Genomic DNA, 26,622 nt, shown 5'->3' with positions numbered 1-26,622 from the left:
GCCCACGCCCCTGCCCTGCGGCCGCGCCTCGCCGTGGAAGCGGACCCTGGCCGGCGAGCTGACCCGGCGCTACGCGCCGCCCCCCGCCCCAGAGGAGGATCGCCATGACGCGAACGTCGACGCTGCAGATCCGGACGCCGCGCCGGCCCCGGACGCCGCCCCGCCGCCCTCCCCTCGACGCCCTGATGGCGGCGGATGACGCGGTAGCCCGCGCCGTCGCGTCGGCGTCGACCGATTGCGGCCCGGCTCCGCCGCCGGCCCTGACGCCCGCCGACCTCGGCGGCGCCCGCAGCGGCCCGGTCCCTCTCCCGCATCGGCGGCGCGCCTGGCCGGCGGTCCTGGCGCTGGCGGCGCTGGGCGCTGGGGCTCTGGTCTGGTCGGGGTCAGACCGCGCCGCCGCGCCCAACGCCGACGATCCGGCCGAGCCGGGCGACGCGGCCCGCGCCGGCGCGGCTGCCCGGCGCAGCTTCGACCTGGTCACGGCCTTGGTCGATCCGGCCGCGGCGTCGGCCGAGGAGCGGCGCAGCCTTGACGAGGCGTTCCGGATCGGCGACGGCGTCCTGACCCTCACGGGCCGCTGCGGCGAGACCACGGCCATGCCGCTGGCGGCGGCGGCGCAAAGCTGGCGGATCAGCTGCGGCCGGCGCGGCGTCTCCGTCGAGTTCGGCGGCTCGGAGGATGCGGCCGCCTTGCGGCTGGCGTCGGCGGCGCAGTCGCCTGAGGCGTGCCGCGCCCTGACCCCGCGGGTCACGGCCGCGCTGGGACGCGCGCTGGACAGTCCCACGTCGGCGGAGCCAGCGTCCTCCGCCCGCCGCATCAGGCCGGCCGCTTCAGAGCCTCCCGACTGAACGCGTCGGCGTCGGCGGCCGGTCCGGCGGCATCGGCGGTCGGCCCGCCGGGATCGCCGCGGGTTGGCTCGGGCGAGGCGCCGGCGGCGGCGGCCTTGGCTTTCTTGGCGCTGAGCGCGGCGAGCCTGTCCCACGCGTCCATGAACTCGGCGATCAAGGCCTGGCGCTCCTCCTCGGTCAGGGCCGATGGCTTGTCGTCGTCGACGCTCCCGGTCTGGGCCCAGGCGCGGATCTCGCCGTCCTGGGCGATGCGCAGCGTCTCGATCGCGACCTCGACCAGCTTGGCCGCTGCGTCGTCGCCCCAGACGTCGGCGCGCCGGCGCAGCGTCTCGATCTCGTCCCAGTCGCGCCGCTGTTGCGCCTGCAGCGCCGCCCAGTCGTCGAACTGCGCCGGCGTCCATCCGGCCGTCGGCGGCGGACGCGGCTGCTTGACGCGGCCGGGCCAGGGGGTCGCCGCCACGGAGGCCTGGCGCGACCGAGGGGACAGGCTGGCGCTCCATTCGGCGTCGGACAGCGGGCGCTCGGCGCGCTGCGGCAGCTCAACTCCGGGCGGGGCCCCGACGCCCCAGGCGCGGCGTTCGCCGGCCTGCAGGCGGGCCAGCCTCTTGGCCGCCGCCAGGGCCTGCCGGGCCGCGTCCAGGTCGCTGGTCTGCAAGGCCTGGCGCCGCTTGGCGCGCAGCGTGCGCCAGGCTGCCTGATGCTGGTCGCGCTTTGCCTTCCAGGCGGCCCGCTCGTCGGCCGTCCATTCCTTGCGGTGGTCGGACGGCTGCGGCGGGCGTCCTAGCGGCGGCGTTTGGTTGGCCATGAGCGGGCTCCCTTGGGGCGGGGACGGAGGGATGGCGTGGGCGGCGCGGGGCGGCCGGCGGCCTCGGGGGCGGTGGCGGCTGCGAGCAGGCGGCGGATGAGGGCGGCGCGGCGCCGGCTCAGCGCCGTGACATAGCGCTGCAGCCGCATGGCTTGCAGCGCCGCGGCCAGCCAGGCGCGGGCGGCGGTCGGGTCTTCGCCCGGGTCGGCCGAAGGCGCGGGCGGCGGGGGCGGCCAGCGCGCCTGCCGCGCGACGCTCTCCAGCACGCTCAGACGGGCCAACTCGGCGGCATCCGCGGCCGCGATCCCGGGCCATTCGCGCCGCAGCTCAGCTTCCAGCGCCGCCGCCTCCTCGCCCGCGTCGGAGGTAAGATGCGCCCCGGTCAGGCCATGGCGGCGAGCGTTGAAGCGGCTGCGCTGTTTGCCGGCCTCGGTGCGCGGGCCGGTGCTGCACTGGGCGTTGCGGCGGTTGGCGGCGATGCGCCTGTCGGAGGCGGTCATGGCGGCCCTCAGTCGAAGGTGGGCCGGCGGCGCGGGCTCCAGCGCGCAGGGCGGGCCGGCTGCGACAGCCTTTGGACCCACGGAGCGGGCCCGGGCTGGCGCGGCCCGCCCTCCGCCGCCGGCGCAGCGGCCAGGCGCCGCGGCAGCGTCGCGGCCGGGGCGCGCGCGGCGGCTTCGGGGGCTTCGGCCGGCCCAGGCGTGGTTTCGGGCGACGGCGGGGCGCCGTCGGCGCCGCCCGATGACGGGTTCTTGGCCTTGGTCGAGCGCGGCGCGGGCCCGGGCCGCCGGCCCGGCCCTGCGGGGTGGTTGGGCTGATCAGGCTCGTCGAACCGCCCCGGCGCCGCGAGCCCGGGATGCGATGGGGACTGGGCCGGCGCGCCGTCGCGCGCGGCCAAGGCGGCGTCGTGAGCCGGCGCCGACGACCGGGACAGGCCGGCGCAAGAGGCCTCAGCCGCCGCGTTGCCCATCGGGTCGCCGCCCTTGGGCGCCCCCATGCGGAGCGGGGGCTGCGGCGCATGGCCCGGCTTCGGAGCGCGACCCCGCGGTCGCCCCGGCTGCGGCGGATGCGGCCGCTTCGTGCGGCGCAGGCTCCGGCCGGGGGGCGGCGAGGGCGCGATCGGCGCCGTCACATCCCGACCCTGCGCCGGCGCATCGGGCGACGGCTCGCCGGGCGCGGTCCGCGCCTTGGCGGCTTCGCTCGCGCTCTTGACCAGGCTCACCCCCTCGACGGCACAGCGCTGCGAAGCGCCGATCACGGATTGAACTTTGAGGTGGCGATCGAGATAGGAGACGACGCTGCGCGCCAGCACCCGATCAAAGTCCGCCTCGGGGCCGAGCGCGTCCCGGACGGCCGCGACCGCCTCGAACTCGTGGTCGGCCCAGCGGGTGGCGAGATCGCGGACGATCGCCTCGCGCCGCGGCTCCTCGTCCGGTTGCAAATGCAGCGCGTTCATGAGCCGCCAGGCGATGTGGTCGATCGCCGCGAGGCGGGTGGCCTCGTCGCGCACGCCGCGCATCATGGCGGCGTAGTCCAGGTCGTCGGCCGCCCCAGCGGCGGCGCGCCGGCCGATGACGCCGGCCTGCGGATACAGGCTGGAGATTGCGGCGGCCAGCGCTGCGCGCTTCCGCGCACAGACGCCGGGCAACAGCGCCGGCCGGCGCGGCGCGGCTGCGCGCGCCTGGCGGCGGGCGCGCATGCCGGAACGAGAGGGACGGTTCGGATCGGAGTCGCGGCTGTCGCGCGTCATGGCTGAGCTCCCAGAAAAGCAGGTGGAGTTCAGCCGGCGCAAATCATCCGGCTCGCTGGATCAGATTGTCCGGAAAGCCGGAGCTGGGCAAGGCCTGCCGCGGCCCCATCGGCCCTCCGGCGCGCTCGCCCAGGCTGTTTTCCACAGCGCACGCGAGGCGCTCGGACATTTCCGGTCGACTTTGCTCGGCCCCGCGCGGCGTCGGCCCACCGTCGTCGCGGCGGCAACCGTGCGTGGCGCCGCCAGGCGCACCTTCGGAACCTCGTCTACACCGCGGCGCGCGTGCCGATCACGGTCAGCTCGGGCAAGAACAACGACGCCGGCGTGGTCCGCGTGGGCGTAAATTACAAGTTTTGATCGATCACGTCCTGCCACCAGGCAGGAGGTTGGGGCGGGGCCGCTGGGCCCCGCCTTTGTTTCGCCCGGGCATCTTGACCGCTCACCCGGAAGCGGCGATGGACAGCATCGCGCGGCTGCTCGACGGCCGGCCGACCCGGATAACCTTCTCTGTTGTGTCCTTGAAGCTCTCGCTGGGCTGATCACCCAACGAGAGCTTCTTTCGTTGGGCCATGCACGGCGGCGCGGACGAAACGAGCGACTCGCTGGGGCGGACAGCCACTCCGGCAGGGCAGTGCGTGCACCGGATCCGCCGCTGCGGTCGCCATGCCTTGGTCATCCCACGATCTGAGCCGCCCGGATGTCGCATGCGCCGAACAGCGGCCGGGCGGACGCCCACGCCTGGCTTACAGCCCTTGCATCTGGGACATAACGCTTCCCTGGGCGACCGTCCTTGGCTGGCATGCGAGCTTTCGTCACCGACAATTAGCCCGCCGGATGTCAAGCTCAGCCTCATGAGGCTGACAGCGCGGCGAGCACGCGCGTCTTCAGCTCTCCGGTCGTGAATGGTTTGCGCAACCAATTGCTTTCCTGGCGAAGGCGGCTCGCCGCCTGGGTCGGCTCGCCCGTCATATATATCACCCGAATGGTTTGGCGATGCGCGGCCACCGCTTGCAGAAGAAGGTCGCCGGTTTGTCGCCCAACAAAGAGTCGAGCGGAACAAGGTCATAGCGGCGCGCGTGGATGCGGGTGAGCGCGCTAGCCACATTCGCGGCGCCATCGAAGTCGACAACGCCTATCTCGACCAACATGCTCTCCAGAATCGTTCGCATGGGCGCAAAGTCATCGACGATCAATACAGATAAGGTGGGATTTATGATGGCCCCAGGCCGATCAAGCCACCGCATCACATGCTTCCGCATCGGTGACCCCGTGCCGCGACTCACAAAGCCAGTTTGGCGCAACAGCGTTGGCGGCGCGAGATCGGATCCTGCTGATGATACCGCGTGTGACTAGTTTTGGGGCATCGGTGGCGCGCTTCGCACCGCAGCGCCGGCCCGCCGGTTGCGCCAGCCACAGCCAGCACAGCCAGCATCATTCGGGCGGGCCGTTGGCCCATGTCGCTGCCCCGTCCGGGGGCAGCCTCGGCCCGGCATAAGGCGCCGCGGGTCACGTTTCAAAGGTCGGCGTCGCGCTCAGCCTGGAGGCGTTCGCGCAATCGGATGAGTTCGACCCGCAGCCATTGCTCGCGGCGGGCCAGGTCCATCTCCTCCCATTTTCGACGGGGCAAATATAGAGATCCGGCGTTTTCGAGCTCAGATTTCAGAACGTCGTAAACTTGACGTTCGCAACCCGGCTTCGTGGTCAGCCCTTTGCTCTTCAAGGCGATCCCCGGCGATTCGATCTGAACGTCGCTGCGCCGAAAGGAAAGTGAAAGCAGGCTTGATGTCAACGCGTTAACGCTGGATCCTCTCGCGTCAATGGCTCAAGCTCGGGCGTCGTCGGCCAAGTTAAGCGATAAAAGCCACCGCTCGCGTTTCGAGATGATCCAACTGATCCCGGAGCCAGTCAGAGCGGTCAAAGTGGTTCATGGCTGTCCAGCGATCATCGGCGATGGTGGCGCCGAACCGCTGCGGTGCGCACGAGCCCAGTCAAAGGATGGCTCACAATTCAAGGCGATTGATTTGTTCTGCTCGTTCGCTCTCGCCTCCCCCCGCGTCCCTTCGAGAAGTGTAATGCGAGAGGGACTCAGTCAGTCCAGCACGATGAACATCGTTTTCCTCGACCGTCCTTCCGACCATTAACCTTTATTTGCTAAAAACAGCCTGTGCTGGCTTGCGCTACTCAGACAGCCCCAGGAGTCCGTCTATCCGGCCTTCGTTGAAGCTGGCGCCAAGGTCGCCGACTGGTCTGTCAGCGCGCGGGCCTGCGCGATGCAAGCGGCGCAGGACTTGCGGAAATCCGCGGCGGACCAATCGGCTTTGGAGGCCGTTTGCAACGCCGCCGCAATATGAGGATCCTCGCTGAGGACAGCGATCAGAAACGCCAAACGGTGTTGCTTGCGGCGAAGCCGCTTAACGAGATTGCGCAAGTGCGCCTCATGACGCGCGCCGACGCTAACCAAACAGATCATGGCCGTCTGGCTCAGATCCAAGTTGACGAGGTTGGAGGTGGTGAGCATATCCACGCCCGTGGCTCGGGCGCCAAGACCGTGCTTGGTCAAAAGATCGGCCATCACGATCGCTGCCGCTTCATCCACCGCCGTCTTCGCCGCGACGCATAAAACAGGGCAGGTCGTGGTCCAAGGTCCGGGCAAATCGCTGGGCGACAAGACCGGCATGTCGTCGCTCCGGTGTCCGACCGCGGCCTCGCCCTCCAGCGCCGCAACGCTCGCCGCCGACGGCTCATGGGGCAGGATCGGCGGCTCGCCATTCTGTTGCAGGTCGCTGACGAGTTCACTCACCGCGTCGCGCACCCTCTCGGCCCGCTGCGGGGTGAGCGAGCCTAGCGAAAGGTCCGCTTGCGCCAGGCCCAGGGCGTTTAGCACGATGCCGTCGTAGTAATCCGCATAGCTGCGGTCTTTCAGAAATTCTTCCGCTTGCTCCACCGCCTCCGACGTATCGCCGGCCAGTAACCGCTGATATAGCAGCTCCCACGGCTCCAGAGCCGGACGGTCGCCGAGGAGGACGTCGATCAACGCGAGCCTTTCGATGTGTCGTCCCAATACGACGAAGCAGACCGTGAGAGGCGTGGCCAGCACCAGCCCAATGGGTCCCCAGAGCAATGTCCAAAAGGCGGCCGCGAGCACCACCGCCACCGGGGACAGGCCGGTGCTCTGCCCCAATAGAACGGGCTCCACTCCATGACCCACGACCGGCTCCACGATCAAGAACAGGAGCCCCGTCATGATCAGCATGCTCCATCCGGGGTCGACGGCAGCCGCCAGGGTCAGGGGAAAGGCGGCCGAGATGACGGCCCCGATATAGGGCACAAAGCGCAAAATCGCCGCCAGGATGCCCCAGAGGGCGTAGCTTGGCACGCCTATGGCCCACAATCCTACGCCAATGATCACGCCGAAAGCGCTGTTGATCGCAAGCTGCGCCAGGAAAAGCCTGCTGAGCCGCAGAGCTGCGTCATTGAGGGCGGCAGTCGTTCGCTGGATGTCGTGAGTTCCGCCGAGCTTGATCAGCTTGTTTCTCAGATCCTCGCGTTGCACCAAGATGAAAATCACAAAGACCACGATCAAGCCGGTCGTGGCTAACGGATGCAGCAGAGGCGAGATCAGGCTGGAGAGGCTCTCCAAAGGGCCAGGCGTTGGTGGGCTGACGACGACCTGGATCGACCTCGCCGCTCCATCGGCTGCTGCAGCCGTTGGAGCAGCCCCGGACGAGGGCCTTTCAAGCTCCTTGCCAAGGCTCTGCAACATGTCGGCGGCGCGCTCCAGAGTGCCGTCTCCGGCTGACGCGCCTCGCAGAGACTTCACTTTGGCTCTGATCGTTGATTCGTAGCGCGGCAGGTCGGCGGCCAGCTGCGTGAGTTGACGACCCATGAGGGTGGCGAGCGCAAAGAGCGCCGCAAATGCGACCGTCACCACGAGCATGACAGCCAGCCCGCGCGGCGAGCCGAACCGCTGCAGCAACAGAACCAGCGGCGCTAGGACAAAGCTCAAGAGCAGGGCGAGCGACAAAGGGACGAACAGGTCGCGACCCAGATAGAGGCTCGCGACAATGACCACCGCAATGAAGGTCGCCGAGGCCACCCCCACCAGCGATTGACCCTCGTCCTCGGGCATCACGGGCCTTGCGATGTTCGTCAACCTGCCACCCCCGCCGTAGCCACGCGTCATCAACCATCCCAACCACCGACCAAGGCCTGGCGTTCCGGGCCAGTCGATCACTCCTATAACTGACGGTGGAGCGGACCTGCCCCGGATCGAAGCGCGGGGCGGCTCGGCGGGCCTGGCCCTGGCGCCACCCCTTAGACCTCAGCCGCGGCGATCCCCGGTTGGCTCGAGGAGGCCGCCACGTCGGAGTCGCCGCAAAGACAACCGCCGGCCGCTGGGGCGCGCTTTGAGCGCGCCGGCGTCGTTGAGTCGTCGGTCGCGTCGCCGGCGCGCGCGGCGGTTGCGTAAGCTTATCGGCCATGCAGGTAGCGGATACTCGATCCCGGGGACGCGGGTTACCCGGAAATCAACTCCAACCTCATACGGGCGACGAATAAAGCCGCGCCCGTGGCGTCCCTCACCCGAGCCTCAAGGGTAGCCTCACCGTCCGCGATGAGATTGTTGGACCGAACCAGCTCCGCCAGGGTGAGGAAAGCTTCCTTGCGCGCGCTTACGAGCCCGTCCAACTCATCCCCTTGTTCATCTCGCTTGTGGCCTCGTGAGCTTACGATGTCGAAGAAGTAGCGCATAGGGGGCTCCGTTGGTCAGGCCTCATCGGCGCCTGAAAATCGAAGCCGAGCGGAGAACGTTCCTTGACTTGCGTCGACGCCGCGGCACGCGCTTTCGGCTGCCGCTCGGCCCAGGCTGAGAACCAGCGCCTACATACAAAGGCTCAGGAAATTTGGGCCCATTGCAGGCGCCGGGCACGACGCAGCCGAGGATGGAGAAGGGCGCGCCTACGCTAGAGACCGTCCGGGGCGCGTCAGGCTTCTGAAGCAATCATGGCGGTTAGCGCGGCGCTTCTTTGTCTAACGCCGCCGTCACAGCCGGCCCTGGATGAGCACTCAATGATTGGGCGCTGACGAGGCGGCGCCAGCGACCTGCGCCCGGCGCAGAACGATGGCCCATAGCGTGACACCCTCGCGCATTAGAAAATCGGGCCTCGTAGGATCCAGAGACTGCAAAACTCGCTCTAGCATTATTGCCAGCCCTTGAAGAAGGACCGCATCGCAGGTCTCAAGCTCGTCGCCCTCGCCTGCAAGATGAGCTGTCGCTAGTTGCAGATCGGCGCGCAGCAGAATCCAGGACCGGTTTGAGAGGCGGACATAAGCGGAGCCTGCCCGCGCGGCGCAGTAGGCGTCGGCGAGCGAAAGCCAGCGCAGCGCCCTTCTCTGCAGCGTCAGCGGAGCCAAGTCTCCGGGGCGGCGTTTCAAACCTGACATGCTGTCGCGAGCCGGTTCGCAAAGGACGACATCGTCGGCGCGGTCGCCATCCGATCACGCCTGTTCGGGGTGAGACGGCTTGAATGAGGGAGCCGGTGCGATCAGCCACTGGGCTCCAAGCGGCGCAGGTCTGCCGTCGGGGACGCAGGCCGCCCGCGATCGCACGAGCGCATAGTCGGGACCACTGGTCGCGTCTTGACTGCGGGCGATGGGAAGATGGATCGGGGTCATGGCGGCACACTGGCGAGACGACAGACGACACGGTGCGCCCAAAGGATAAATCTGTTCATAGCGTTTTCGGTCGCATTTGAGCGACTAGCCCCGCGGACCTGGCGAAACCCATCCACGTCGAGCACTGCCGGCGAACGCCTGCGACGGCGCTCACGCGTCCGACGGAAGAACGCGCGAGTTTCGGCCCTCGCCCAATGCGAAAAGGTCGCCGGGCCTGCCCTGGAAGGCTTCGGCGTCCCCGACTTCATGCAGACCGACCCGGCAACGGACCTGGGCGACCACGGCTTTCATTCGGGCGCGCTGCCGTCCGTGGCGGGCCTCGGCGACAAAGGCTTTCGCGTCGGCAGCGCGCCCGCCCTGTCGGGGGTGTCGGACCTGCCCGGCTTCCGCTTCGTCCAACGGCATCCGGACCTCGCCGCCGCCAGGGCTCCGTTCCGTCTATCTGCGGCTACGCTGATACGCCGGTCGCGCAAGCCAGCGGCGCGGGGCGCGCGCGTCCACGGCCTCCGATCTGGCGGGCTCCGCCTCGTCCGCCGGCATCTCGAATGCCGATCTCGCGTCGGCGCTGGGTGCTGTTCCGGGGCTGACCGGCTTCTCCAACACACGCGGCTCGTCCGATCTCGCCGGCTTCGCCCATTCGGTCGGCATCAGTTCGTCGGATTTGGCGTCGGCGATGCGCGGCGTTCCGGCCATGAGCAACGATCCTGCGACCTACGCCGGGCCGATGCTTACGGCGGCTCCGGCGTCGGCTGGGGCGGGGGCGGCGACAGCGGCATGGAGGACAGCGGCGGTCACGCGGGCGGAGAGACGGCGGGTGGCGGCGGCATCCATGGCGGCGACGGCGACGGCGGCTCGCAGCAGTAGCGGCAGCGGTCGAAGTGCCACATGCCCTCAAGCGGGCCGTTGTGAACGTCCATCACGTCCAAGACCTCGGGCTTTGTCCAGTCCGTCTGCGCCATTACGGAGCGAGTCTGCGGGTCATCTAGACCGGCGCTCGTCTCCGACCCGCCCGTACGATGTGGGGCGATGGCGGGCTTGCCGCCGATGCGGCCGACAAGCACGGAGTTCTGCCGGGCCTGCCCCATGCGCTCCACCACGAACTCCCTCGTGGCGGCCTCCGACCGGTAGATGGGGCCGAATGGTCAGTTCTCCGCGCGAACGGGTAACGCATGGCAGACCGCGACGACAGCAACGCCGATAGCCAGCCTCGCCCTGATCAGACTCTCAACCAAACATCAAACAAAGAGCTCACCGGGAAGGTGGGCTCCCGAAGGGCTCGGGCTAGGCTGAGAGCTCCGGATTATCCTGCCGGCTTGCACCAAGACGGGCTCTCACCAGACGGACGTACCGCCGGTCTATCCCGGATCGCCTACGCGAAGGCGCTGGCTACGCCGAGCGCCGATGGGATCAGAGCCGGGCTCGTTTTTCAAGCCCATTGGTAGGCCGCAAAGGCGTCCTCGTGCGCAGCCGGAAACTTGTTCTCCGGCGCGTGACGATATTCGACGCTGGCCACGATCGCCCCGGTCTTATGGGCCATAGCCATGGCCGATCGGCTTCGTAATTTGCTCGGCTAGGTGCACTGAGACCCTCTCCAGGATTGAGGAGATCGAGCCAGCTTACTACTCCAGGGTGGCGTCAGCGACGACTGATGATGGACCGGTACGTGTTGCGGACCGCATACAAAAACCCCTGCGTCTACGACGCTCGCGGACAAAGGGGAACCTTAGGCGTTGAGACCGATAACCTGGCTGGGTGGCCCTTCCCCCCGGTCGGTAGGCGTTCGGTGGCCCATCACGCACCTCCGCTGTTCGTTGCCAGCGGGGTCAACGTTTAAGCCCTGCCGGAGGTCCATAAGTCGGTAGACCTACTCTCGGCGGCCGGATGCGCAGCGTGGCTATGGTCGGACGAGGAACGTACCCCTCGCAGACGGGCGTCCACATGGCGACGAGTGGTTGACGTACAGCCAGGCAAGCCGCCGCCTGCTTTCCCAGCGTCACGGACCAGCAATGGCGGGCGAGATCGCTGGCGCTCCAGCTCTAGGAGGCGCTCAGTCATCTTGGCCAGCTCGGCCATGGCCTGATCCGCCCGCGACCTTTCTTGCCGCAGATCGGCCCGATGCTCTGCTGCCAACGAGGTGCGCGACCTCGGCCTTCAGCGTCTGGGTTAGCCCGCCTTCCGATCGCGAAGATAGGCTTTCGCGAAGGCTCGAAGGCGCAGGATCACCGGATCAGGACTTTGGGACAAGGTGATCCCTGTCTCGGCATCAAGTGTGGACCGTACAATCGTGCCCGTCGGTTGATCCAAGGTGGTGCGTTCGACCTGAGGTCGCGGCTGATCCGGACTGGGAACGGCGTCGCCAGCGACACGGCTTAGCGGGGTCGATGCGGCCTTGAAGGCGAGGTTGGGGAGCGATCTGATTTCCATGAACCCTGTCCATAAAAAGCTATGACCGGTCTGGGTTAACGAAATCTGTCGGTGGCCGGCTTCGCCATCGCGCAACCGCCGCGAGCCCGTTTGATCCGCAAGCGACCGTGTAACCTTTCGGATCGTCTTGCGTCCTTCGTTGGCGATTTCTAAGGAGCTGGCCGCCACCACGGGAAGCCGGCACAGGCCCCGGACAATAGCCTCCAAGCGTCGAACAGGCCGGGAACCCAGCTTATCGCAACTGTACTAGTTCAGTGAACGCCGTAGGAACCGGCGTTGAACAGAACGACGACCTTGCAAAAATTTTTTAGTGGCGCTTGTCACGCTGCCTCCAAAACCTACCTTTTGAATGTGGCCAGCGATGGCCACAGCCCTCCTTGGGCGTTTCCTCCCTAGACTTGGGGCCGCTCTTCGGGGCGGCCCACTTTAGAGGCGCACAGACGAGGCGAAACGCGAGCTTCATCGGCCCGCGTCCTGGCAATCGGCTTCAACCGGCCTTTTCCCCGTCCGTGCACGTCGTCGTGATCGGGGGCCATCCCGCTAAGCTGGGAAGGGTTTAGCCTACGGGCGATTTTGCCGAGTTGCATCTGTGCTCGCGATGCGGCGCTCCGATCGCTTCATCAGCCCACCGAGGCCCAACAGCCCCACGAGGCCGACCCAGCCCCAGTTATGCCTATTGTCATCGTCGTGGCGAACAGGGGCTGCAGTGGCGGGGGGGTTGGTTCCTGGCGCGGTGGTCTGGGCTATTGGAGCGCTGATGCTCCCGAGGACAACCACAGAGGCCAATAGACCGGCGCGAAACACTGACATGTTGAAATCCTCTCAGGACCTTCCCCCGTCAACGTTAGGGCCACGCCGCCGTTCCTTGGATCGCTCATGGGTGTTCCGCGCGGCCCAGTCGTTCGGATCTTCTCCGCCGCGCCCTGACGGAGTGGTTGGCGCGCAGGGCACCTAGCCCGCCGATTGAAAACGCGGGTACAACGAATGGCCTTATTGCAGCCGTTCAACCAAATCGGGCAGTCGCGAAATACCGGCGGCGACGCGGCGAGCCTCGTCTCGTATGAGATCCCCTGCTTCAGGGTCGCCGAAATAGACCGCCGCGACGCGAATGCCGCTGGCGTCGGTCACAGAGAACCAGGTCCGCCGATCCTCGACCTCAAAGGGGCTGTGAAGGCCGGGCGGCAGCGCAGCCGATTCGACGCCGTGCATGAGGTTCGGCAGGCTGGCGATCAACTCGGCCATGGCCTTGGCTTGGTTGGGTGACATCATCACGCTGCCGGTGCTCCGGTAGCCGGTGCTGTCGCCGTAGCAGTAGGCCAATATGCAGCGGGTAGCGTCAGCGACGCGGAAGCCCGCGGGCATGGAGTGGACGGTCCAGGGCGGCGGAAAGCGGCGCGTCATCGTCCGGGATATAGACGAGCAGCGGCCTTCGGTCTCTAGGCGGGCGGAATGGCCAGTTCGATGACGAGCTGGAGGGCTTCGACCTGCTTGTTCGGCAAGTCACTCTCGCCAGAAGCTTCAGCCTCCGCCAACATCCCCAGGAGCCGCTCGAACTCGTCGGGAAGGTCCTCTTCGACGACGTCGTTGATCCTGTTCTGCAGCGCGAGACCAAGGGCAGGAAGCACAGTGGCGGGCATGGTCGATCCAGTCTCTTCGAAGCAGCGACACAGCTTGCCGTTATTTCACACGCTCCGCGAGGGGATGAAAGACACACCTGCTCGTGGATGTTCAGTCTGCCCGGCCGACTTGGCGGCCCACCGGAACTGTCGCGCCCGAGGCGCGCCTGAGGGCGCTGCGGACAGCATCGGGGAGATCGCGAAAGTTCGGCTTGTCGACCCAGGCGTCCCATTCGAACTGAACCGGACAGGCGTGTTCGGGATACCCCGAAAATACGACGATCGGGACGCCGCGCCGGGTCAGTTCGTTCGCCAACTCGGTGCAATAGCTCTGGCTTAGCCTTACGTCGAGGACAGAGCAATTGGGGGTGTTCGCGGCCAGCCACTCGAGAGCTTTTGAGCAGCTTGAAAATCTACCGGCGACATCGAATCAGCGTCGCACAGCTCCTGTTCGCAGGTGAAGGCGACGAGGCCGTCGTCCTCAGCCAGCAGGATAACCGGACGTTGCTCGAGGGACATTGCGCGCTCTGGGCGACGCCGGAAAAGAGATAGCGTCTAGTAAGCGAATGGATATGCCGAAATGGCGTTTAGGGGTTTCTACTAGGATTGGGACGGCTACCAGGGTGGCAGCGCGTAGGGTAACTTCGGCGCGCCCCGGGCAGTGACGCTAGCCAGGACGGTAAGAATTACATGAAGGACGACGCCACAATGTCATCGGCCAGAGCTCGGCGCGGCCGCCCTCCTGGGCGCGTCTTCGACGTGAAAACCTGGGTGTACCTCACGTCAGAACAGGCTGAGGCTTTGGACAGCGCTCGAGTTGGCGATCCCGCACGGCCCAATCGTTCGGATCTTCTTCGCCGCGTCCTGACGGAGTGGCTGGTTGCCCAGGGACACCTAACTGTCGATTGAAGTCGTCGCCTAGGATGCGCCTTCCCGTGCCTCTCGGCCGACCCGCTCTCGCTCCAGCTGTCGGAGCCGATGGCCACCCTCGGCCGTAAGATGAAAAACGAGATGCTGCCCGTCGTTAGACCAGTCGACGAAACCCTGCCGTTCGAGAGCTTCGGCGTAGACGAGGCTTGGCGCATCGCGGGTGGCATCATGCGCCTCTCTGCCCTCCCAGTGACGGTCTCCGGCATCTCCGGCGTTTATCGCTCGATGCTAGTCCAGGCGGGCTATGGCGGCGGCTCGAACGACGATAAGCTGAGGTGCTCGGTTCCCTCCGAGCGCACCCCAAAAGCACCTAAGCCCCGCCCCGCGACGGGGTTTATTTTTGCGCTACCTTGCCGTGCTCACGTGGATGCTCCGGCCCATCTAGCGGGCATCGAACGTTGTCTGTCGACCCGATCTTTCACACAGGCAACAAATTTGGACGGCCCGCATCGCAGGATTTTGACGCTCGCCGAGAAAGGACGCCTCCGCATTGACTCGCGGGTGAGGTCGCCGGCGGCAGGGGTGTCCCAGTAGACCCAGGCGACCTGCCGTCCTTCGCCAGACGTGATCACGAAGCCTTCTGGACCGTGGGCGCGCCGTGGACGTGAGGCCGGAATGCGCGGCCGCTACTGCTTGAGGTAACCGACGTAGTAGATGCCGATCACGTCACCGCGAGCGTCCTGCATGGACTCATAGGCGGTGAGGTACGGCTTGCCGAGGATATCGACCTCACCAGCGAACTTACCGCCCCTCCGAAGAGCCGCAATCGCCTTGCCCTTCGGGTCCAGGAGGGTTCCGACCGCGCGAGAGCCGTCGGGTTTCTTCACATTCGTCGCAATGCGGACGAAGTCTTCTCCCGTTTTCACAAACAGGGTAGCCGTGCCTCCCTTCTCCTTCTGGACTGCGTCGACCAGGGCGAAGTCGCCGTTCATCCTCGTCGTCCCGAAATACAGGATCGGCGTCTTGCGACCCTCGACCTCCTCCTCCCCTTTGAGGGTTGGGGTGCCGAGTTGCGCGGTCTTGGCCTTGAGGAGCTGCATCGCGGCCTGAACATCGGCGGCGGATTGGGCCTGCAGGTGCGTGGGGGCTCCGGCCAAAGCCCCGGCCAAGGCCAGCGCCCACACGAAGACGGCTTTGTCCATGGTAGCCTCCCCTGAGCCTCGCAGCGCGTGCTACGGCAGCATCGGGCTGGAGACCCGCACGGAAAATTCCAGATCCAATCTCCGTTTTTGTCAATCGACCCACACGGCCTCGCCCAGCCGGGGGAGTGATCGTCGTTCGACAGGTGGGGGCAGCTTGAACTGAGAAAGCCGCAACTTCGGTCCGGTTCGCCGGCGGGACTTCTGAAGGTCTCTGCGCAGCACGTGCCCGGGTGGTGCCAATAACACGTAGGTCTGGCGCCGCCGGTGCCCTTTCGGCTTCCTGATGGCTTTCGGCCGCGCCCGTCAGTGGGAGGCGGAGATGCGTATGTTCCGGCCGCGATACGCCGCGCTTTATCGCGTGTGAGTTCGCCGGCTTCGGGATCATCGTAATAGACGGCGGCAACCCGAATGCCGCTGGCGTCGGTGACGGAAAACCAGTTTTTCCGCTCCTCGACCGCGAACGGGCCGCGCAGCCCCGGTGGCAACTCGCTACGCCCTTCCGTGACCTTCTCGGGCAGGCGCGCGACCAACTCCGCCATAGCCTCTGCCTGTGCCGGCGACATCGTCACGCTGCCCGTGCTGCGGTCGCCGGCGGCGTCGCCGTAGATGTACCCGAGCCAACAGCCGTTCCCGTCGGACACGCGGAAGCCCGCCGGCATGGGGTGGACCGTCCAGGGCGGCGGAAATCATCTCGTCATCGACTGAATACATAGCGCGTCAGGCTGGCGGGGACGCCAAGTCCAGATCATCTGGTGCGCTTCGACCTGCTTGTTCGCCAGGCCATTTTCGCATGAAGCCTTCGCCTCGGCCATCATAGCCAGGAGCCGCTCGAACTCGTCGGGCAGGTCTTCCTCGACGACGTTGTTCAACCTGTTCTGGAGGGCGAGCCCCAGGGCGGGAAGCACAGTGCCGGACATAGTCGATCCACTCTCTTCAGAGCAGAGACACAGCTTGCCGTTATTTCACACTGTCCGCGAGTGGATGAAAGACACACCTGCTCGTAGAGGTTCAGCCTGCCCAGCCCACTTGGCCGCCCATTGGAACTGTCGGACCCGAGGCGCGGCTGATTGCGCCGCGGATAGCATTGGGGAGATCGCGAAGGTTCGGCTTCTCGACCCAGGCGTCCCATTCGAACTGAACCGGGCAGGCGTGTTCGGGATAGCCCGAAAACACGACGATCGGGACGCGGCGCCGGGTCAGTTCGTTCGCCAACTCGGTGCAATAGCTCTGGCTAAGCCTCACATCGAGGACAGCGCAATCTGGGGTGTTAGCGGCCAGCCACTCGAGTGCCTTAGAGCAGCTCGGAAATGCGCCAGCGACATCGAAATCAGCGTCGCACAGCTCATGTTCGCAGGTGAAGGCGACGAGGCTGTCGTCCTCAGCCAGTAGGACAATCGGACGTTGCTCTAGGGACATTAGAGGCGCTCTGGGCGACGCCGAAAACGAGTTAGCGTCCAAATCAGTAGCTTCGATATTTGAGAGAATTCATATATAAAAATGGCGTTATATGGGCTTCTACTTAGACGTGGCGGGCACCAAAGTGGCTGAGCATGGCGGGGAATTGCTATGGGGACAGCACGAGGTACCGCAGCACGGGCAGCGTTATGATGTCCCCTGACCAGGCCAAGGCCATGGCCAAGTTGATCGCCAGTTTGCCGGATCTGATGCACGAGGTCGGATCTGCTGCATTCCCACCGGGGACGCAGGAGGCCTCGTCCCGCTTTGGCGCGCCTACTGGCGTGATCGAACCCCGCCTGGTTGCTCTCAGAGCATCAGCCCGAGCGTCGCCTAACGCAAAACCTGCGCGAGGATGCGGCCGCGGCGGGGCCTTAGTTGGTGCAGGGTTTCTCGTCCAACCTTCCGTAGCTTTCGGCAGGGAAGTAAGAGCCTGCCCACAAAAGAAACCCCGCGTCTCTGCATCCGCGGGGCTTCTCTCGTTGCAACGCCATGCGAACAGCGTGTTGCCTGCGTTAACCCTTCGGATCTGCGTTTGTTCCACAACGACAGGCCGAACTGCACCCAGCGCCGCTTCGTGCAACTGCCAGATCAGGTCCAAGTTGATCTGGCTCACGGTTAAGGGCTGTCGGCTAGGCGCATCCTAAGCGCGACGACTTTAATCGGCAGTTAGGTGTCCCTGGGCAGTCAGCCACTCCGTCAGGACGCTGTCCAACTGGTTCGTTGAGGCGAGTCGGTGCTGGGACCTCGTAGCACGGCTAAATTCGTCGCGCTCGGCAAGCCTGGGTTCGCCGGAGGAGCACGATGAACCGTTGGTGAATAAGATCTTCCGCCCTCGTTCAGCGTTGTCACGGCATATATCGCACATCCTAAGCTGGGAGTTGACCAGATGAGCTCAACGACAATCCGCGCCTTGTGCGCAGTGGGCCTAACGCTTGCGACGGCTGCGGTGGCTACCTCAACCGAAGCCTCCGCCCGGAACGGGCGCAATGCCGCTCTCTTCGGCGGACTCGCTGCTGGGGCGATCGCAGGCGGCGTGATCGCGAACGGTAACAGAGCCTTTGCCGCCCCTGTCTATGGCGCTCCGGCCTATGGGTACTATGGCGCCCTGACCTACTACGCCGCCCCCGCCTATGTTCGCTCATGTTACCGCGAGCGCCAGCCGGTTTATGACGACTGGGGTGATTTGGCTGGATATCGCGTCGTGCGTGTCTGCGATTAGGGCATCCGTTTCAACGGGCGCCAAGCGCCAAGTGGCGGAGATCCCGCCGTCATACAGTCGACTCGCGCCGTCCGACGGTGATCCGCGTCGGTCGCGAAGCGGGCCGGCTAACTCCAAGCTGCCGCCCACGCGGCGCTCATTGAGCGGCGGAGGGCGAAAATCCCGGCCATCCCGGCTTTCGCGTCGCCGGCGCCGACGGAGCTTAGCTCGCCTATCGCTATGCCTACAGCACCGGGTAGCGCAGCACCGGCAGCGTGATGGTGTCGCCAGACCAGGCGAAGGCCATGGCGGAGCTGATCGCCTTCCAATATTCCGCGAGTGTTCAGAGTGACTTTGATCCGCGTTGCCCGCGTCCTGGCCTGGCTGCTCGCGCTCGCCATCGTTGTCGTGACTGTCTGCCCCATCGGCTTTCGACCCAGCACAGGGCTGCCTGCTGACCTGGAGCGCTTCGCGGCCTTTGGTCTGGTTGGATTGATGTTTGGACTCGCCTATCCGCGCCACAGGCTCGTCACTCTGGCGGCTTTTGTGGTCGGGGCTGCGGGGCTGGAAGTCGCTCAGAATTTCTCGGCCACCCGTCATGGGCGGATTGAGGACTTCGAGATCAAAGCCCTGGCCGGAGCGTTGGGCGCTCTTTCGTCAATGGCTCTCGGCACACAACGGAATTCGATCTGGTAGCCAGGCGCGCGTCGTGGCGCCACGGCGCGACGCGCACAGGCCCGTGCTCCAGCGTAGATGCATCTTCCTCGCGCCCTGCTGACCGCATGATGGTGTGCACGCTTCGGTCCGCCGTGAGGCCACACGGGCCAGGATACGCGCGTCAGGATTAATCTGCGGAGTTGGGTCGCGAGCTGGCGCAGGATCGCCACGTGGCTCTTTGCTCGACCGCAGCCAGGGCCGCCAGGAGCCAGTCCGCCTTCGCCTGGGTGATGCGCCCCAGCCGGACCCATTCCCCAAAGGTGAAGTCGCCGACAGCCTCCGTCAGCCAGGCGGTCCAGCTGCGATCAGCGCGCCCGGTCAGCTGGTCGGCCACGTTTACCCTGAAACCAACTCCAACCTCATACGAGCGACGAATAAGGCCGTGCCAGAGGCGTCCCTCACCCCAAGAGTAGCCTCACCGTCAGTAACAAGATTGTTATACCGCACCAGCTCCGCAAGGGTGAGGAATGCTTCCCTACGCGCGCTGACCAGCCCGTCCAACTCATCTTCCTCGTCATCCCGCTTGTGGCCTCGCGAGCTTACGATGTCGAAGAAGTAGCGCATGGGCAGCTCCGCTCGGTAAAGCCAAATTCGGCGCCTTGAAAACCTCAGTCGAGCGGAGAACGTTCCTTGACGTCGCTCCTCGAGGCTGAGCGAGTGCCAGACGCCCTGTGGAGTGACTGAGTGGCCGCCCTGGTCACCGGGAAACGACCGCGACAGCGCTAGCCGATGCCGCTTCGCCACAGGCGGGCCAGGGCGATCGCTCGGAAGGCTTTGTAGCGGAAGGGCTCTCGTGGCTAAGTTTGCATCAAGAATGCTGACCCAAGGCTCAGGGCAGTCTCTTGGCTGATTGCATGATTTTTGCTGACATCGGCCTATTCCGTAGGCCACCCAACTCGTGCCGGCTCCAGGCCGATATGCTGATTGTACCGAAGGGCGGCTTGGACATGCTGCGAGGGCCCGCGGGGCGAGAACGCTCTCGGGCACATTCCCCAGGAATGCCCCAATCGTTTCTCAGCGAGCCAGGCGTTGAACGCCCTCTCAAGCCTATCGACATTGTGAGCCGTCTCGAACGGGTCGGTATAGTAGACGCGTTTGCCTGGCGCGTCCTGAGCGAGGCAGTAGCGCCAGTCAGCGGAGCAGGGGGAGGCGCTCAGCAGCAGAATGGCGATCGAAAGCTTCCGCATTGCAGTGTTCCGTCTGTTGACGGCTCAGGGGTGCCCTTAATTTCGCTTCGATCAAATTGAAATCTGCAACACCCGCCGCACTGGCGGCCCATCGCCTCTACTCACTAAGAGATCCAAGTGCAGCTCCGTTCAGCGGCCCTCGTCATCAGCATTCTAATTGTCACGCTTCCGGCGCCAGCCATTGGATCCGAGATGCCTTTCCGCCCCGCGTCAGCAAGAGAGTCGAGCGCCCAAACAAAGGGGACGGCTACTAAGGCGCCAGGTACTGCTGGGAGGCCGTCCGTCGTTGGAGCCGACGACGACGACGATGACGATGCGGCTGTGACGCTGCCCCTTTCAAAAAACACCGACGCGAAGGTGAAGCTGAACAGCCGGGATCGCGATCCCTTCGGAAGTCCTCCAGCCGCGAAACGGAGTGCAACAGCTCCGCGCATCGGCCCCGTCGTGCCCGAACACACGCCTTCTCGCACCTTGATGGGTCGAGGTCCGGGGCGCGCCGTCGACAAGGATGTCAGGTTTGGCCTGTCCCTGGGCTTCCCAGGCCAATGAAACCCGAGGGCGCCGGCGGACCGCGGCCGTCCGAGGCGGCGGTCCCCGTTGAAGTCGCGCCGGTGCTGCTTCAGGCCAAGGCGGCGACGATCCGCTCGCGCAGGTCTTCGGCCGTGAAGGGCTTCCTGAGCCAGTCGCCATTGCGGCCGGTGAGTTGCATGGCCTTCTCGGGCTCTCCCGTAATGATGATGGCCGGGATGGTCTGCCCAGTAAGCTTCAGCATGTGGACCAGCTCGTCTTTCCTCAAAACTGATCTGCGTTAGTTTCCGAGTGAACGGCTTCATGAGCGAGCTAATCCTCAGGCGACGCAAGGTCGAGAATAAGCTCGATCTGCCGCCGCGCTTCTTTGATGATCTCTCGCGCCTCCTCCAGCGTCTGGGCCTGGTCGGCCCGGTCCAGCAGACCGAGGATTTCGTCGCCCAAGAACTGCATGCGCCCCTGTAGCGACTTCACGTCGTTAAACATCGCCCTTTCATCCTCCACCGAGCGCAAAGCCTCCGGCGTAGATTCAATGGCATCCCGCTGTGTGAGTTCCGGAACATACCAGCTGTATAGTGCCATGTGTTTCGGTCGCGGGGCTAACCGTGCCGCACGTAGTTCGGACACGTCGACTTGAGCCATGTCTGCGATCTTCCCGACCGGTAGGGGCTATCCCAGCGCTTTGAAATGATGCCTTCCAAGCCCATGGCGCAGGCGTGACGGAGCAGCGCCTCGCCGTCCGCGTCAGTCTCGTCGACATAGGCCACACCATCTACAGGCTCCGGCTCGATGAGCTGCCGAAGCACGGCGCGGCGCGCTGACAGAGGCCACGGGCGGAGATCTTGGCCATCTAGTTCCAAGATGGCGAAGGCCATTAGGATCGCATGGCGGGCGCCGGCGGCTGACCGGAGCGCATGAAAGTCGTCGCGACCGTCCGGGAGCTGAACCACCGCTTCTCCGTCGAGCACGCAAGAGTCACAGGGAAGGCTTAGGAGCCCCGTCGCGATCCTGGGGAGCCTCTGGGTCCAGTTGAGGGCGTTTCGGCTCCACAGGCGGCTCACTGTGTCAGCGCGGCGGCATATCATCCTAAAGCCATCGTGCTTGGGCTGGTGGATCCAGAGCGGCCCCTTCGGAACGCCATCGGCCGGGCAGGCTAGACACGGCGCAATGAAGCCTGGCGGCGTTCGGCGTTTGTGGGCGGGGACGGGCGGACGCACCTCCTACCCCGGCTCGTGGTGATCCTTCCCGAGTTCGTCCGCCACGGCCTTGGCTCTGTCGCCCACCTTCTTCACGGCGGCCTCGAGCTGCTCGTGGGTCACGCCCCACTTCTGGCTCCAGTAGTCGAGTTCATAACGCTGATGGACGTTAACGCGCTGCCGGTCCTGGCCGCCTCGCTTGGTCGGATCGTCTGCCATGGTCGGGTCTCCTTCCCACGGAAAACACGGACTCTTTCCAGGCAGTTCCAACAACGGACGCCCCACGGGCGAGCGGAACGAATCGCTGAGGCCAAGGTTGAGTCGGCCAGTTGCGGCGTTGCGTTTTAAGGAGGGCCAGAATGGCTCCTCGTGCGAACTGGAAGGGCTATCTCAAGCTCTCCCTGGTGTCCTGCGCCGTCGCCCTCTATCCCGCCTCCAGCTCGTCCTCGCGCGTGTCGTTCAACACCCTGAACCGGCAAACCGGGAACAAGGTGAAACGGATCTATGTCGATCCGGACACCGGCGAGGAGGTGCCCGGCGAGGACCAGGTGAAGGGCTACGCCGTCGCGAAGAACGCTTATGTGCTGGTCGAGGACGACGAGCTCGACGCGGTGAAGATCGAGAGCACCCACACGGTCGACATTGAGAAGTTCGTGCCGCGGTCCGAGATCGACCCCCGCTACATGGACGCGCCCTACTACATCGCGCCTGACGACCGGGTGGCGCAGGAGGCCTTTGCCGTTATCCGCGAAGCTATGCGCGACAGCGGCATGGTGGCGCTCGCCCGGGTGGTGATCGCCCGCCGCGAGCGGATCCTGATGATCGAGCCCTGGGACAAGGGGCTGCTCGGGACTGTGCTGCGCTACGGCTACGAGGTCCGCGACGCCGCGGCCTATTTCGAGGACATCCCCGACCTGACGATCCCAGCCGAGATGAAGGACCTCGCGCATGTGATCGTGGACCGCAAGGCCGGGCACTGGGTTCCTGCCGAGTTCGAGGACCGCTACGAAGCGGCCGTGGTCGAGATGCTGCGGTCCAAGCAGGCCGGCGCTCCTGTCGTGGAGGCCGCCGCGGCTCCTCGGCCGCAGAACGTGGTCAACCTCATGGATGCCTTGCGCAAGAGCCTGGAGACCGAGCGCGCCGCCGTCGCCGAAGCCAAGCCGAAGCCCATCGCGGCGTCGAAGGCCCGCAGCACGAAGGAGAAAGCGCCGGCGCCCGCCAAGGCCAAAGGCAGCGCACGGAAGCGGGGGTGAGACATGCCTCGCTTCCAGGTCAGCAAGCACGAGGCCGCCACCGCCCTCGCCCAAGCGGCGATCCATATCCGCGAGGCCGACAGGCTCCTCAATCGGTCGGCTAGGTGCCCTGAGGCGCTCCCCAGGATCGAAGCGATCGAGCCGACCTACTCGATCTCCCCACATCCGGCGGACGAGCTCGAGGCGCTGTCTGACGCGCTTGAGGAGGATGGCAAACGACCGCGATGACCCGCCGATTCAGGAGCCAATCACAGCGGCAACCGCCGCTCCGCATCTGGCGTGGGGTGATCGTGAAGAGCGAAGACGCACGGGAGCAGGCCGCCGCACAGATCTCGTGGACGTCACGGCTGAATGTGGCGTGCTGGTTCGCTGGGCGGTTCGAAGGGCATTGAGGCACCCCCTGCGTCCTTCGTCTGGATGTCGATGCATCGGAGGTGCTCGCGCGCTGCGACACCAGGGGGCTACGGCAAAGCTGAGATCATCGCCAAGATTGACGTCGAGAACGGCCGCATCCAAGGCGACGTTGCCTACGAGCGCTAGCGCCGTAGCGACCGTCCGCGCCGGTCCCACCACGGTCGCGCCCATCATGCTGAGCGCATCGGCGGCGGCGGCGGCGGGCCAATACTCATCATCAACCACGAGCACCCGCTTCTTCACCATATTCGACCCCATCATATTCTTTACGGTCGGCTCGGTCCTGACTGGCAACTCTCAATAAATGCCAGCCCGGCTGCTCCGTTCGCCATCGCTCAATGCCTATGACTTGAAATGCCCATGAAAAGCCCTGCGCCAGCGGGCAGGCCGACGCAGAGGAATTTGGCGTTAACGGAGGGACTAGCTGGGCGGCCCTTCCTCCCGGTCGGTAGGCGTTTTGTGGCCCATGTCCCACCTCCGCTGCTCGCTGCCTATCGGGACCAACGTGCTGGCCTCGCCAGAGGTCCGTAGTCTGGGAGGCTTAAGGCGTCTCCTTCGTCCCCCTTACCGCGCGTCCGGAGCAAGCACCACCTTGACCGACCGAATGTGCCGCGTATGGCGCGTCTGGGTATGATCGAACACCGTCAAAGCCCCGCAGCAGGGGGGCAGCAATGCCTGCGACCGGCCCAACCGAAACGGGCTGTCCCGGCGTGCTGGCTCTTAGGCCGTCGACCCCAGAGAGAACGGCCCGGCCCTGCTATGACCGGCACTCCGTCGTTTGTGCCATTCTCTGATCTGTGGTTCCGCAGAGGAGTTGGCCTATGACCCCCGAAGAGCAACTCACGCGTCTCGGTTTTGGCTTCGCAATATCGCAGTGCCTCAAGGTTGCCGCCGATCTCGACATCCCCGAAAAGCTAGTGGCGCGCCCGCGTTCCGCCGCCGATCTGGCGCACGAGTGCGGCGTGCATGCCGGAGCGCTCACCCGCGTGCTGAGGGCGCTGTGTGCCGAAGGGGTGTTCCGCGAGGGGCCCGTTGGCGTCTTCGGGCTAACCCCGGTGGGCGACGCCTTGCGCTCCGGCCGCGGGCCGCGCGAGTTCCTGCGCATGCTCAACGCGGAGCCTTACCGCGCCTTTGCCGAACTGGCTCACGCCGTTCAGACTGGTGAACCGACCTTCGAGCGGGTCTTCGGGCAACCGCGCTTCGCGTGGCTCGGCCAGAACCCCGAAGCGGCCGAGGTCTTCCAAGCGGCCATGGTGGCCTATGGACGCGGGTTGAACGAAGCTGTCGCCGCGGCCTACGACTTCTCGCCCTTCTCCGTCGTGGCGGACATCGGCGGCGGCCATGGCCGGCTCCTCTCGAATATTCTCGCCCGCAACCCCCACCTCGGCGGCATCCTGTTCGATCTCCCGAGCGGCGTCGCCGAGGCGCAGAAAGGGGTCGGTGGCCCGCTCCCGCGAACGTCATTCGTCACGGGGGATTTCTTCGAGAGCGTGCCGGAGGGAGCCGACGTCTATATCCTGAAAAAGGTCATTCACGATTGGAACGACGAGAGATCGGTCGCGATCCTCGAGGCGGTTCGGCGTGTGTTGCCGGCGCATGGGCGGCTTCTCGTCGCCGAAACCCTGGTGCCGCTCGGGGACGATTACGCCACGATCAAACTCATCGACCTCACGATGCTCACTGTCACGGGTGGCCTGGAGCGGAGCAAAGACGGGTATGCGGCGCTCTTCGAGAAGGCCGGCCTGTCGCTTTTGAGGATCATCCCTACGGGGGCGCCGATCCATATCCTCGAGGCGTCACACGCAGGTGATGCCGGACAGTGAGCAGAACGGGGTTGCAGTCGCAGGTCACGGGTGCGACCCCTTAAAGAGAAGCCCAGGCCAGCTAAACAGGGCGGAAGTAGTCTGGCAGGTGTGCCTTTCTTTCACTCGCGGACAGTGTGGGAGCAAGATCACCGCCTGGCGCTCCCCAAAACCCGGATGATCTCATTCGCTATACGTGCGGACTCCTGCTCGGCGGCCAGCATCGTTCCAGATCTCCGGGTGGAGCCGAAGTCTATTCCAGCGAACAGCAGACCCGGAATCGGCGAAACGCAATTGTCTTGCAGGGGCTGCCCGGAGCGGTCGAGGCAGCCATTCACCTTGATCCAGCCGTAGTCGCCGCGGAAACCCGTGCACCAAATCACGGCACTCACGTCGTGAGCCTGAAGTTCAAACGAAAGAATCGGCGGATCGTCGATTATCGGTTCGCAGTCCTCGGCCGTTTCGGGCTCCGCGGGAGGTGCGACCACGCCAGCTTGGGCGATGTAACGCTCGATCAATTCGATGAAGCCGCGAGAAGATTCATTGGCGAAGGCGATGTTGCTGACGAGGTCGTCAGCGATTGTGAGGACGCCTGGTCCCTCGGATCCGGTCACCCTTCCAAGCAGACGAACGCCTGCGTGGCTCAGTGATTGTAAGCTAATCGTGTGGCCTGCGCCGAGCAGAGGCCGGCCCGCCAGCCCGCGACCCAAAGGGTCGAGAAAGTCGCTCCTCGGGACGTCGAACAATCCGCAGCGAAGCAACCAGTAGACGATGTCGCGTCCGCGATAGCTGCGCCGCATGCGTCCGACCCGTCCTGTGGAGAGGTATGTCTCGCGACCAGCCCATGCGAGTTCCTCGGCAATCTGCCCGCCGGACTGGGCGGCACCGACAACAAGCACCGCCCCATGACGAAGTTGGTCGGGATTTCGGTATTCAGAGGCGTCCATCTGCAAGATGCGGGACGGAACGTCAGGCGAGAAGCTCGGCCGAACCGGCTTGTTCAGGCTACCTGTCGCCACCACGACGGCTTGGGCCTGTGTCTCGCCTTCGCTTGAGACGATGCGGAAGCCCCCTGGCCCGCCTAGAAGCTCGGTCACGTGAACTTTGGTCAGCAGCGGGAGTCGGTTGCGAGCGACATAGTGCTCGAGCTGGATGACGAACTCGTCGCGGTTCAGAAAGCCGTCAGGTTCATCACCTGTATAACGCTTCCCCGGCATGAGCGCGGCGAAGTTCGGCAGGTTCATAAGAAAGGAGTCCCACCGCTGTGTGCGCCAGGTCTCTCCGACTCGGCCTTTCTCCAGGATGACGTGGTCAACACCGGCCTGTCTGAGCCGCCAGCTTGCGGCCAAGCCGGCCCAACCAGCGCCGATCACCACGACATCACTTGAACTGGGGAGCGGCATTCGATCCTCCTCTAACGCCGATCACCAATCGTTACGCTCATGACCTCGCAAAAAACAGGCGCCGCGACAGCGCCCCGGCCTGGACGGCTTTCGATTTCAAACTTGTAACGCTGCCTCTCCTGGGCGGATTGGACGCGGGTGCCGTCAAGAGCACCGTCAACGAGCCGGCCAGCGTGAATGCGGGTCGTGTCCCCAGCGGTGGTGTAGCTGATCGGTGGTCACCGGCGATCTCCGGGTAGGGTCGGGTTGCGACACACGCACCTGACCAGAGGATCACCGAT

Annotated in this window: 27 protein-coding genes; 7 read left to right on the top strand and 20 right to left on the bottom strand. The window is 65.5% G+C overall.

The window, feature by feature from the left end; genetic code table 11:
• Positions 1–104: 104 nt before the first annotated feature.
• Positions 105–848 carry a hypothetical protein gene (locus ACYVO7_RS24900; protein WP_460452464.1) on the top strand — a complete coding sequence of 248 codons (744 nt, stop codon included), beginning with the start codon at positions 105–107 and terminating at the stop codon, positions 846–848.
• Here the strand turns inward: ACYVO7_RS24900 and ACYVO7_RS24895 are convergent.
• The 7 genes from ACYVO7_RS24895 to ACYVO7_RS24865 form a co-directional block, all read right to left on the bottom strand.
• A complete protein-coding gene (locus tag ACYVO7_RS24895) occupies positions 817–1,653 on the bottom strand; it encodes a hypothetical protein (protein ID WP_460452463.1) in 837 nt (278 codons plus the stop codon). The two genes, ACYVO7_RS24900 and ACYVO7_RS24895, sit on opposite strands and share 32 nt — an antisense overlap.
• A complete protein-coding gene (locus ACYVO7_RS24890) occupies positions 1,629–2,153 on the bottom strand; it encodes a hypothetical protein (protein ID WP_460452462.1) in 525 nt (174 codons plus the stop codon). Before ACYVO7_RS24890 ends, ACYVO7_RS24895 begins: the two co-directional genes overlap by 25 nt.
• A gap of 8 nt (positions 2,154–2,161) precedes the next feature.
• Positions 2,162–3,400: a hypothetical protein gene (locus ACYVO7_RS24885; protein WP_460452461.1), complete on the bottom strand. Its 1,239-nt coding sequence runs from the start codon at positions 3,398–3,400 to the stop codon at positions 2,162–2,164.
• A gap of 974 nt (positions 3,401–4,374) precedes the next feature.
• On the bottom strand, positions 4,375–4,644 hold the full coding sequence (locus tag ACYVO7_RS24880) for a response regulator (protein WP_460452460.1): 270 nt from the start codon (positions 4,642–4,644) through the stop codon (positions 4,375–4,377).
• A gap of 269 nt (positions 4,645–4,913) precedes the next feature.
• Positions 4,914–5,189, bottom strand: coding sequence for a hypothetical protein (locus ACYVO7_RS24875; RefSeq protein WP_460452459.1), 276 nt, complete (start codon positions 5,187–5,189; stop codon positions 4,914–4,916).
• A gap of 414 nt (positions 5,190–5,603) precedes the next feature.
• Positions 5,604–7,529, bottom strand: coding sequence for an AI-2E family transporter (locus ACYVO7_RS24870; protein WP_460452458.1), 1,926 nt, complete (start codon positions 7,527–7,529; stop codon positions 5,604–5,606).
• A gap of 386 nt (positions 7,530–7,915) precedes the next feature.
• Positions 7,916–8,149 (bottom strand): DUF6894 family protein, encoded by a 234-nt coding sequence (locus ACYVO7_RS24865; RefSeq protein WP_460452457.1) that lies wholly within the window; start codon positions 8,147–8,149, stop codon positions 7,916–7,918.
• A 1,170-nt stretch (positions 8,150–9,319) separates the two neighbouring features.
• Between ACYVO7_RS24865 and ACYVO7_RS24860 the strand changes: the two genes are divergently transcribed.
• Complete coding sequence (locus ACYVO7_RS24860) at positions 9,320–9,937, top strand: hypothetical protein (RefSeq protein ID WP_460452456.1); 618 nt, start codon at positions 9,320–9,322, stop codon at positions 9,935–9,937.
• 562 nt (positions 9,938–10,499) lie between these two features.
• Here ACYVO7_RS24860 and ACYVO7_RS24855 read toward each other — a convergent pair.
• From ACYVO7_RS24855 to ACYVO7_RS24825, 7 genes are all read right to left on the bottom strand, one after another.
• On the bottom strand, positions 10,500–10,616 hold the full coding sequence (locus tag ACYVO7_RS24855; RefSeq protein ID WP_460452455.1) for an alpha/beta hydrolase fold domain-containing protein: 117 nt from the start codon (positions 10,614–10,616) through the stop codon (positions 10,500–10,502).
• Between the two features lie 1,442 nt (positions 10,617–12,058).
• Complete coding sequence (locus tag ACYVO7_RS24850) at positions 12,059–12,307, bottom strand: WGxxGxxG family protein (protein WP_460452454.1); 249 nt, start codon at positions 12,305–12,307, stop codon at positions 12,059–12,061.
• Positions 12,308–12,487: 180 nt separating this feature from the next.
• Positions 12,488–12,859, bottom strand: coding sequence for a hypothetical protein (locus ACYVO7_RS24845; protein WP_460452453.1), 372 nt, complete (start codon positions 12,857–12,859; stop codon positions 12,488–12,490).
• A 74-nt stretch (positions 12,860–12,933) separates the two neighbouring features.
• Positions 12,934–13,134, bottom strand: a complete 201-nt coding sequence (locus ACYVO7_RS24840) for a hypothetical protein (RefSeq protein WP_460452452.1) — start codon at positions 13,132–13,134, stop codon at positions 12,934–12,936.
• Positions 13,135–14,669: 1,535 nt separating this feature from the next.
• Positions 14,670–15,185, bottom strand: a complete 516-nt coding sequence (locus ACYVO7_RS24835) for a Cache 3/Cache 2 fusion domain-containing protein (protein ID WP_460452451.1) — start codon at positions 15,183–15,185, stop codon at positions 14,670–14,672.
• A 686-nt stretch (positions 15,186–15,871) separates the two neighbouring features.
• Positions 15,872–16,102, bottom strand: coding sequence for a hypothetical protein (locus ACYVO7_RS24830; RefSeq protein ID WP_460452450.1), 231 nt, complete (start codon positions 16,100–16,102; stop codon positions 15,872–15,874).
• A gap of 91 nt (positions 16,103–16,193) precedes the next feature.
• The gene (locus ACYVO7_RS24825) at positions 16,194–16,601 is read right to left on the bottom strand and encodes a response regulator (RefSeq protein WP_460452449.1); all 408 of its coding nucleotides are present in this window, start codon (positions 16,599–16,601) and stop codon (positions 16,194–16,196) included.
• 928 nt (positions 16,602–17,529) lie between these two features.
• Here ACYVO7_RS24825 and ACYVO7_RS24820 point away from each other — a divergent pair.
• Together ACYVO7_RS24820 and ACYVO7_RS24815 are read left to right on the top strand one after the other, a co-directional pair.
• Complete coding sequence (locus tag ACYVO7_RS24820; protein ID WP_460452448.1) at positions 17,530–17,862, top strand: hypothetical protein; 333 nt, start codon at positions 17,530–17,532, stop codon at positions 17,860–17,862.
• A gap of 327 nt (positions 17,863–18,189) precedes the next feature.
• Positions 18,190–18,537, top strand: a complete 348-nt coding sequence (locus ACYVO7_RS24815; RefSeq protein ID WP_460452447.1) for a VanZ family protein — start codon at positions 18,190–18,192, stop codon at positions 18,535–18,537.
• 357 nt (positions 18,538–18,894) lie between these two features.
• Here the strand turns inward: ACYVO7_RS24815 and ACYVO7_RS24810 are convergent, their stop codons facing one another.
• The 5 genes from ACYVO7_RS24810 to ACYVO7_RS24790 all read right to left on the bottom strand — a co-directional run bounded on the left by ACYVO7_RS24810 (position 18,895) and on the right by ACYVO7_RS24790 (position 21,688).
• The gene (locus ACYVO7_RS24810) at positions 18,895–19,122 is read right to left on the bottom strand and encodes a DUF6894 family protein (RefSeq protein ID WP_460452446.1); all 228 of its coding nucleotides are present in this window, start codon (positions 19,120–19,122) and stop codon (positions 18,895–18,897) included.
• Between the two features lie 1,242 nt (positions 19,123–20,364).
• Positions 20,365–20,517: a hypothetical protein gene (locus ACYVO7_RS24805; protein WP_460452445.1), complete on the bottom strand. Its 153-nt coding sequence runs from the start codon at positions 20,515–20,517 to the stop codon at positions 20,365–20,367.
• Between the two features lie 68 nt (positions 20,518–20,585).
• A complete protein-coding gene (locus tag ACYVO7_RS24800) occupies positions 20,586–20,915 on the bottom strand; it encodes a hypothetical protein (RefSeq protein WP_460452465.1) in 330 nt (109 codons plus the stop codon).
• On the bottom strand, positions 20,873–21,358 hold the full coding sequence (locus ACYVO7_RS24795) for an ATP-dependent DNA ligase (RefSeq protein ID WP_460452444.1): 486 nt from the start codon (positions 21,356–21,358) through the stop codon (positions 20,873–20,875). Before ACYVO7_RS24795 ends, ACYVO7_RS24800 begins: the two co-directional genes overlap by 43 nt.
• A 135-nt stretch (positions 21,359–21,493) precedes the next feature.
• Complete coding sequence (locus ACYVO7_RS24790) at positions 21,494–21,688, bottom strand: DUF3606 domain-containing protein (RefSeq protein ID WP_460452443.1); 195 nt, start codon at positions 21,686–21,688, stop codon at positions 21,494–21,496.
• Between the two features lie 140 nt (positions 21,689–21,828).
• Here ACYVO7_RS24790 and ku point away from each other — a divergent pair, with 140 nt between their 5' ends.
• The 3 genes from ku to ACYVO7_RS24775 all read left to right on the top strand — a co-directional run bounded on the left by ku (position 21,829) and on the right by ACYVO7_RS24775 (position 24,959).
• The gene (gene ku, locus ACYVO7_RS24785) at positions 21,829–22,722 is read left to right on the top strand and encodes a non-homologous end joining protein Ku (RefSeq protein ID WP_460452442.1); all 894 of its coding nucleotides are present in this window, start codon (positions 21,829–21,831) and stop codon (positions 22,720–22,722) included.
• A gap of 3 nt (positions 22,723–22,725) precedes the next feature.
• Positions 22,726–22,950, top strand: a complete 225-nt coding sequence (locus tag ACYVO7_RS24780) for a hypothetical protein (RefSeq protein ID WP_460452441.1) — start codon at positions 22,726–22,728, stop codon at positions 22,948–22,950.
• Positions 22,951–23,957: 1,007 nt separating this feature from the next.
• A complete protein-coding gene (locus ACYVO7_RS24775) occupies positions 23,958–24,959 on the top strand; it encodes a methyltransferase (RefSeq protein WP_460452440.1) in 1,002 nt (333 codons plus the stop codon).
• A 128-nt stretch (positions 24,960–25,087) separates the two neighbouring features.
• Here ACYVO7_RS24775 and ACYVO7_RS24770 read toward each other — a convergent pair whose 3' ends face one another.
• Positions 25,088–26,341, bottom strand: a complete 1,254-nt coding sequence (locus ACYVO7_RS24770) for a flavin-containing monooxygenase (protein ID WP_460452439.1) — start codon at positions 26,339–26,341, stop codon at positions 25,088–25,090.
• Between the last annotated feature and the right edge of the window lie 281 nt (positions 26,342–26,622).

This window comes from Alsobacter sp. SYSU BS001988, from assembly GCF_054796215.1.
Note: the sequence above shows the minus strand (reverse complement) of the source record. Positions and strands in the feature narration are given on the sequence as shown.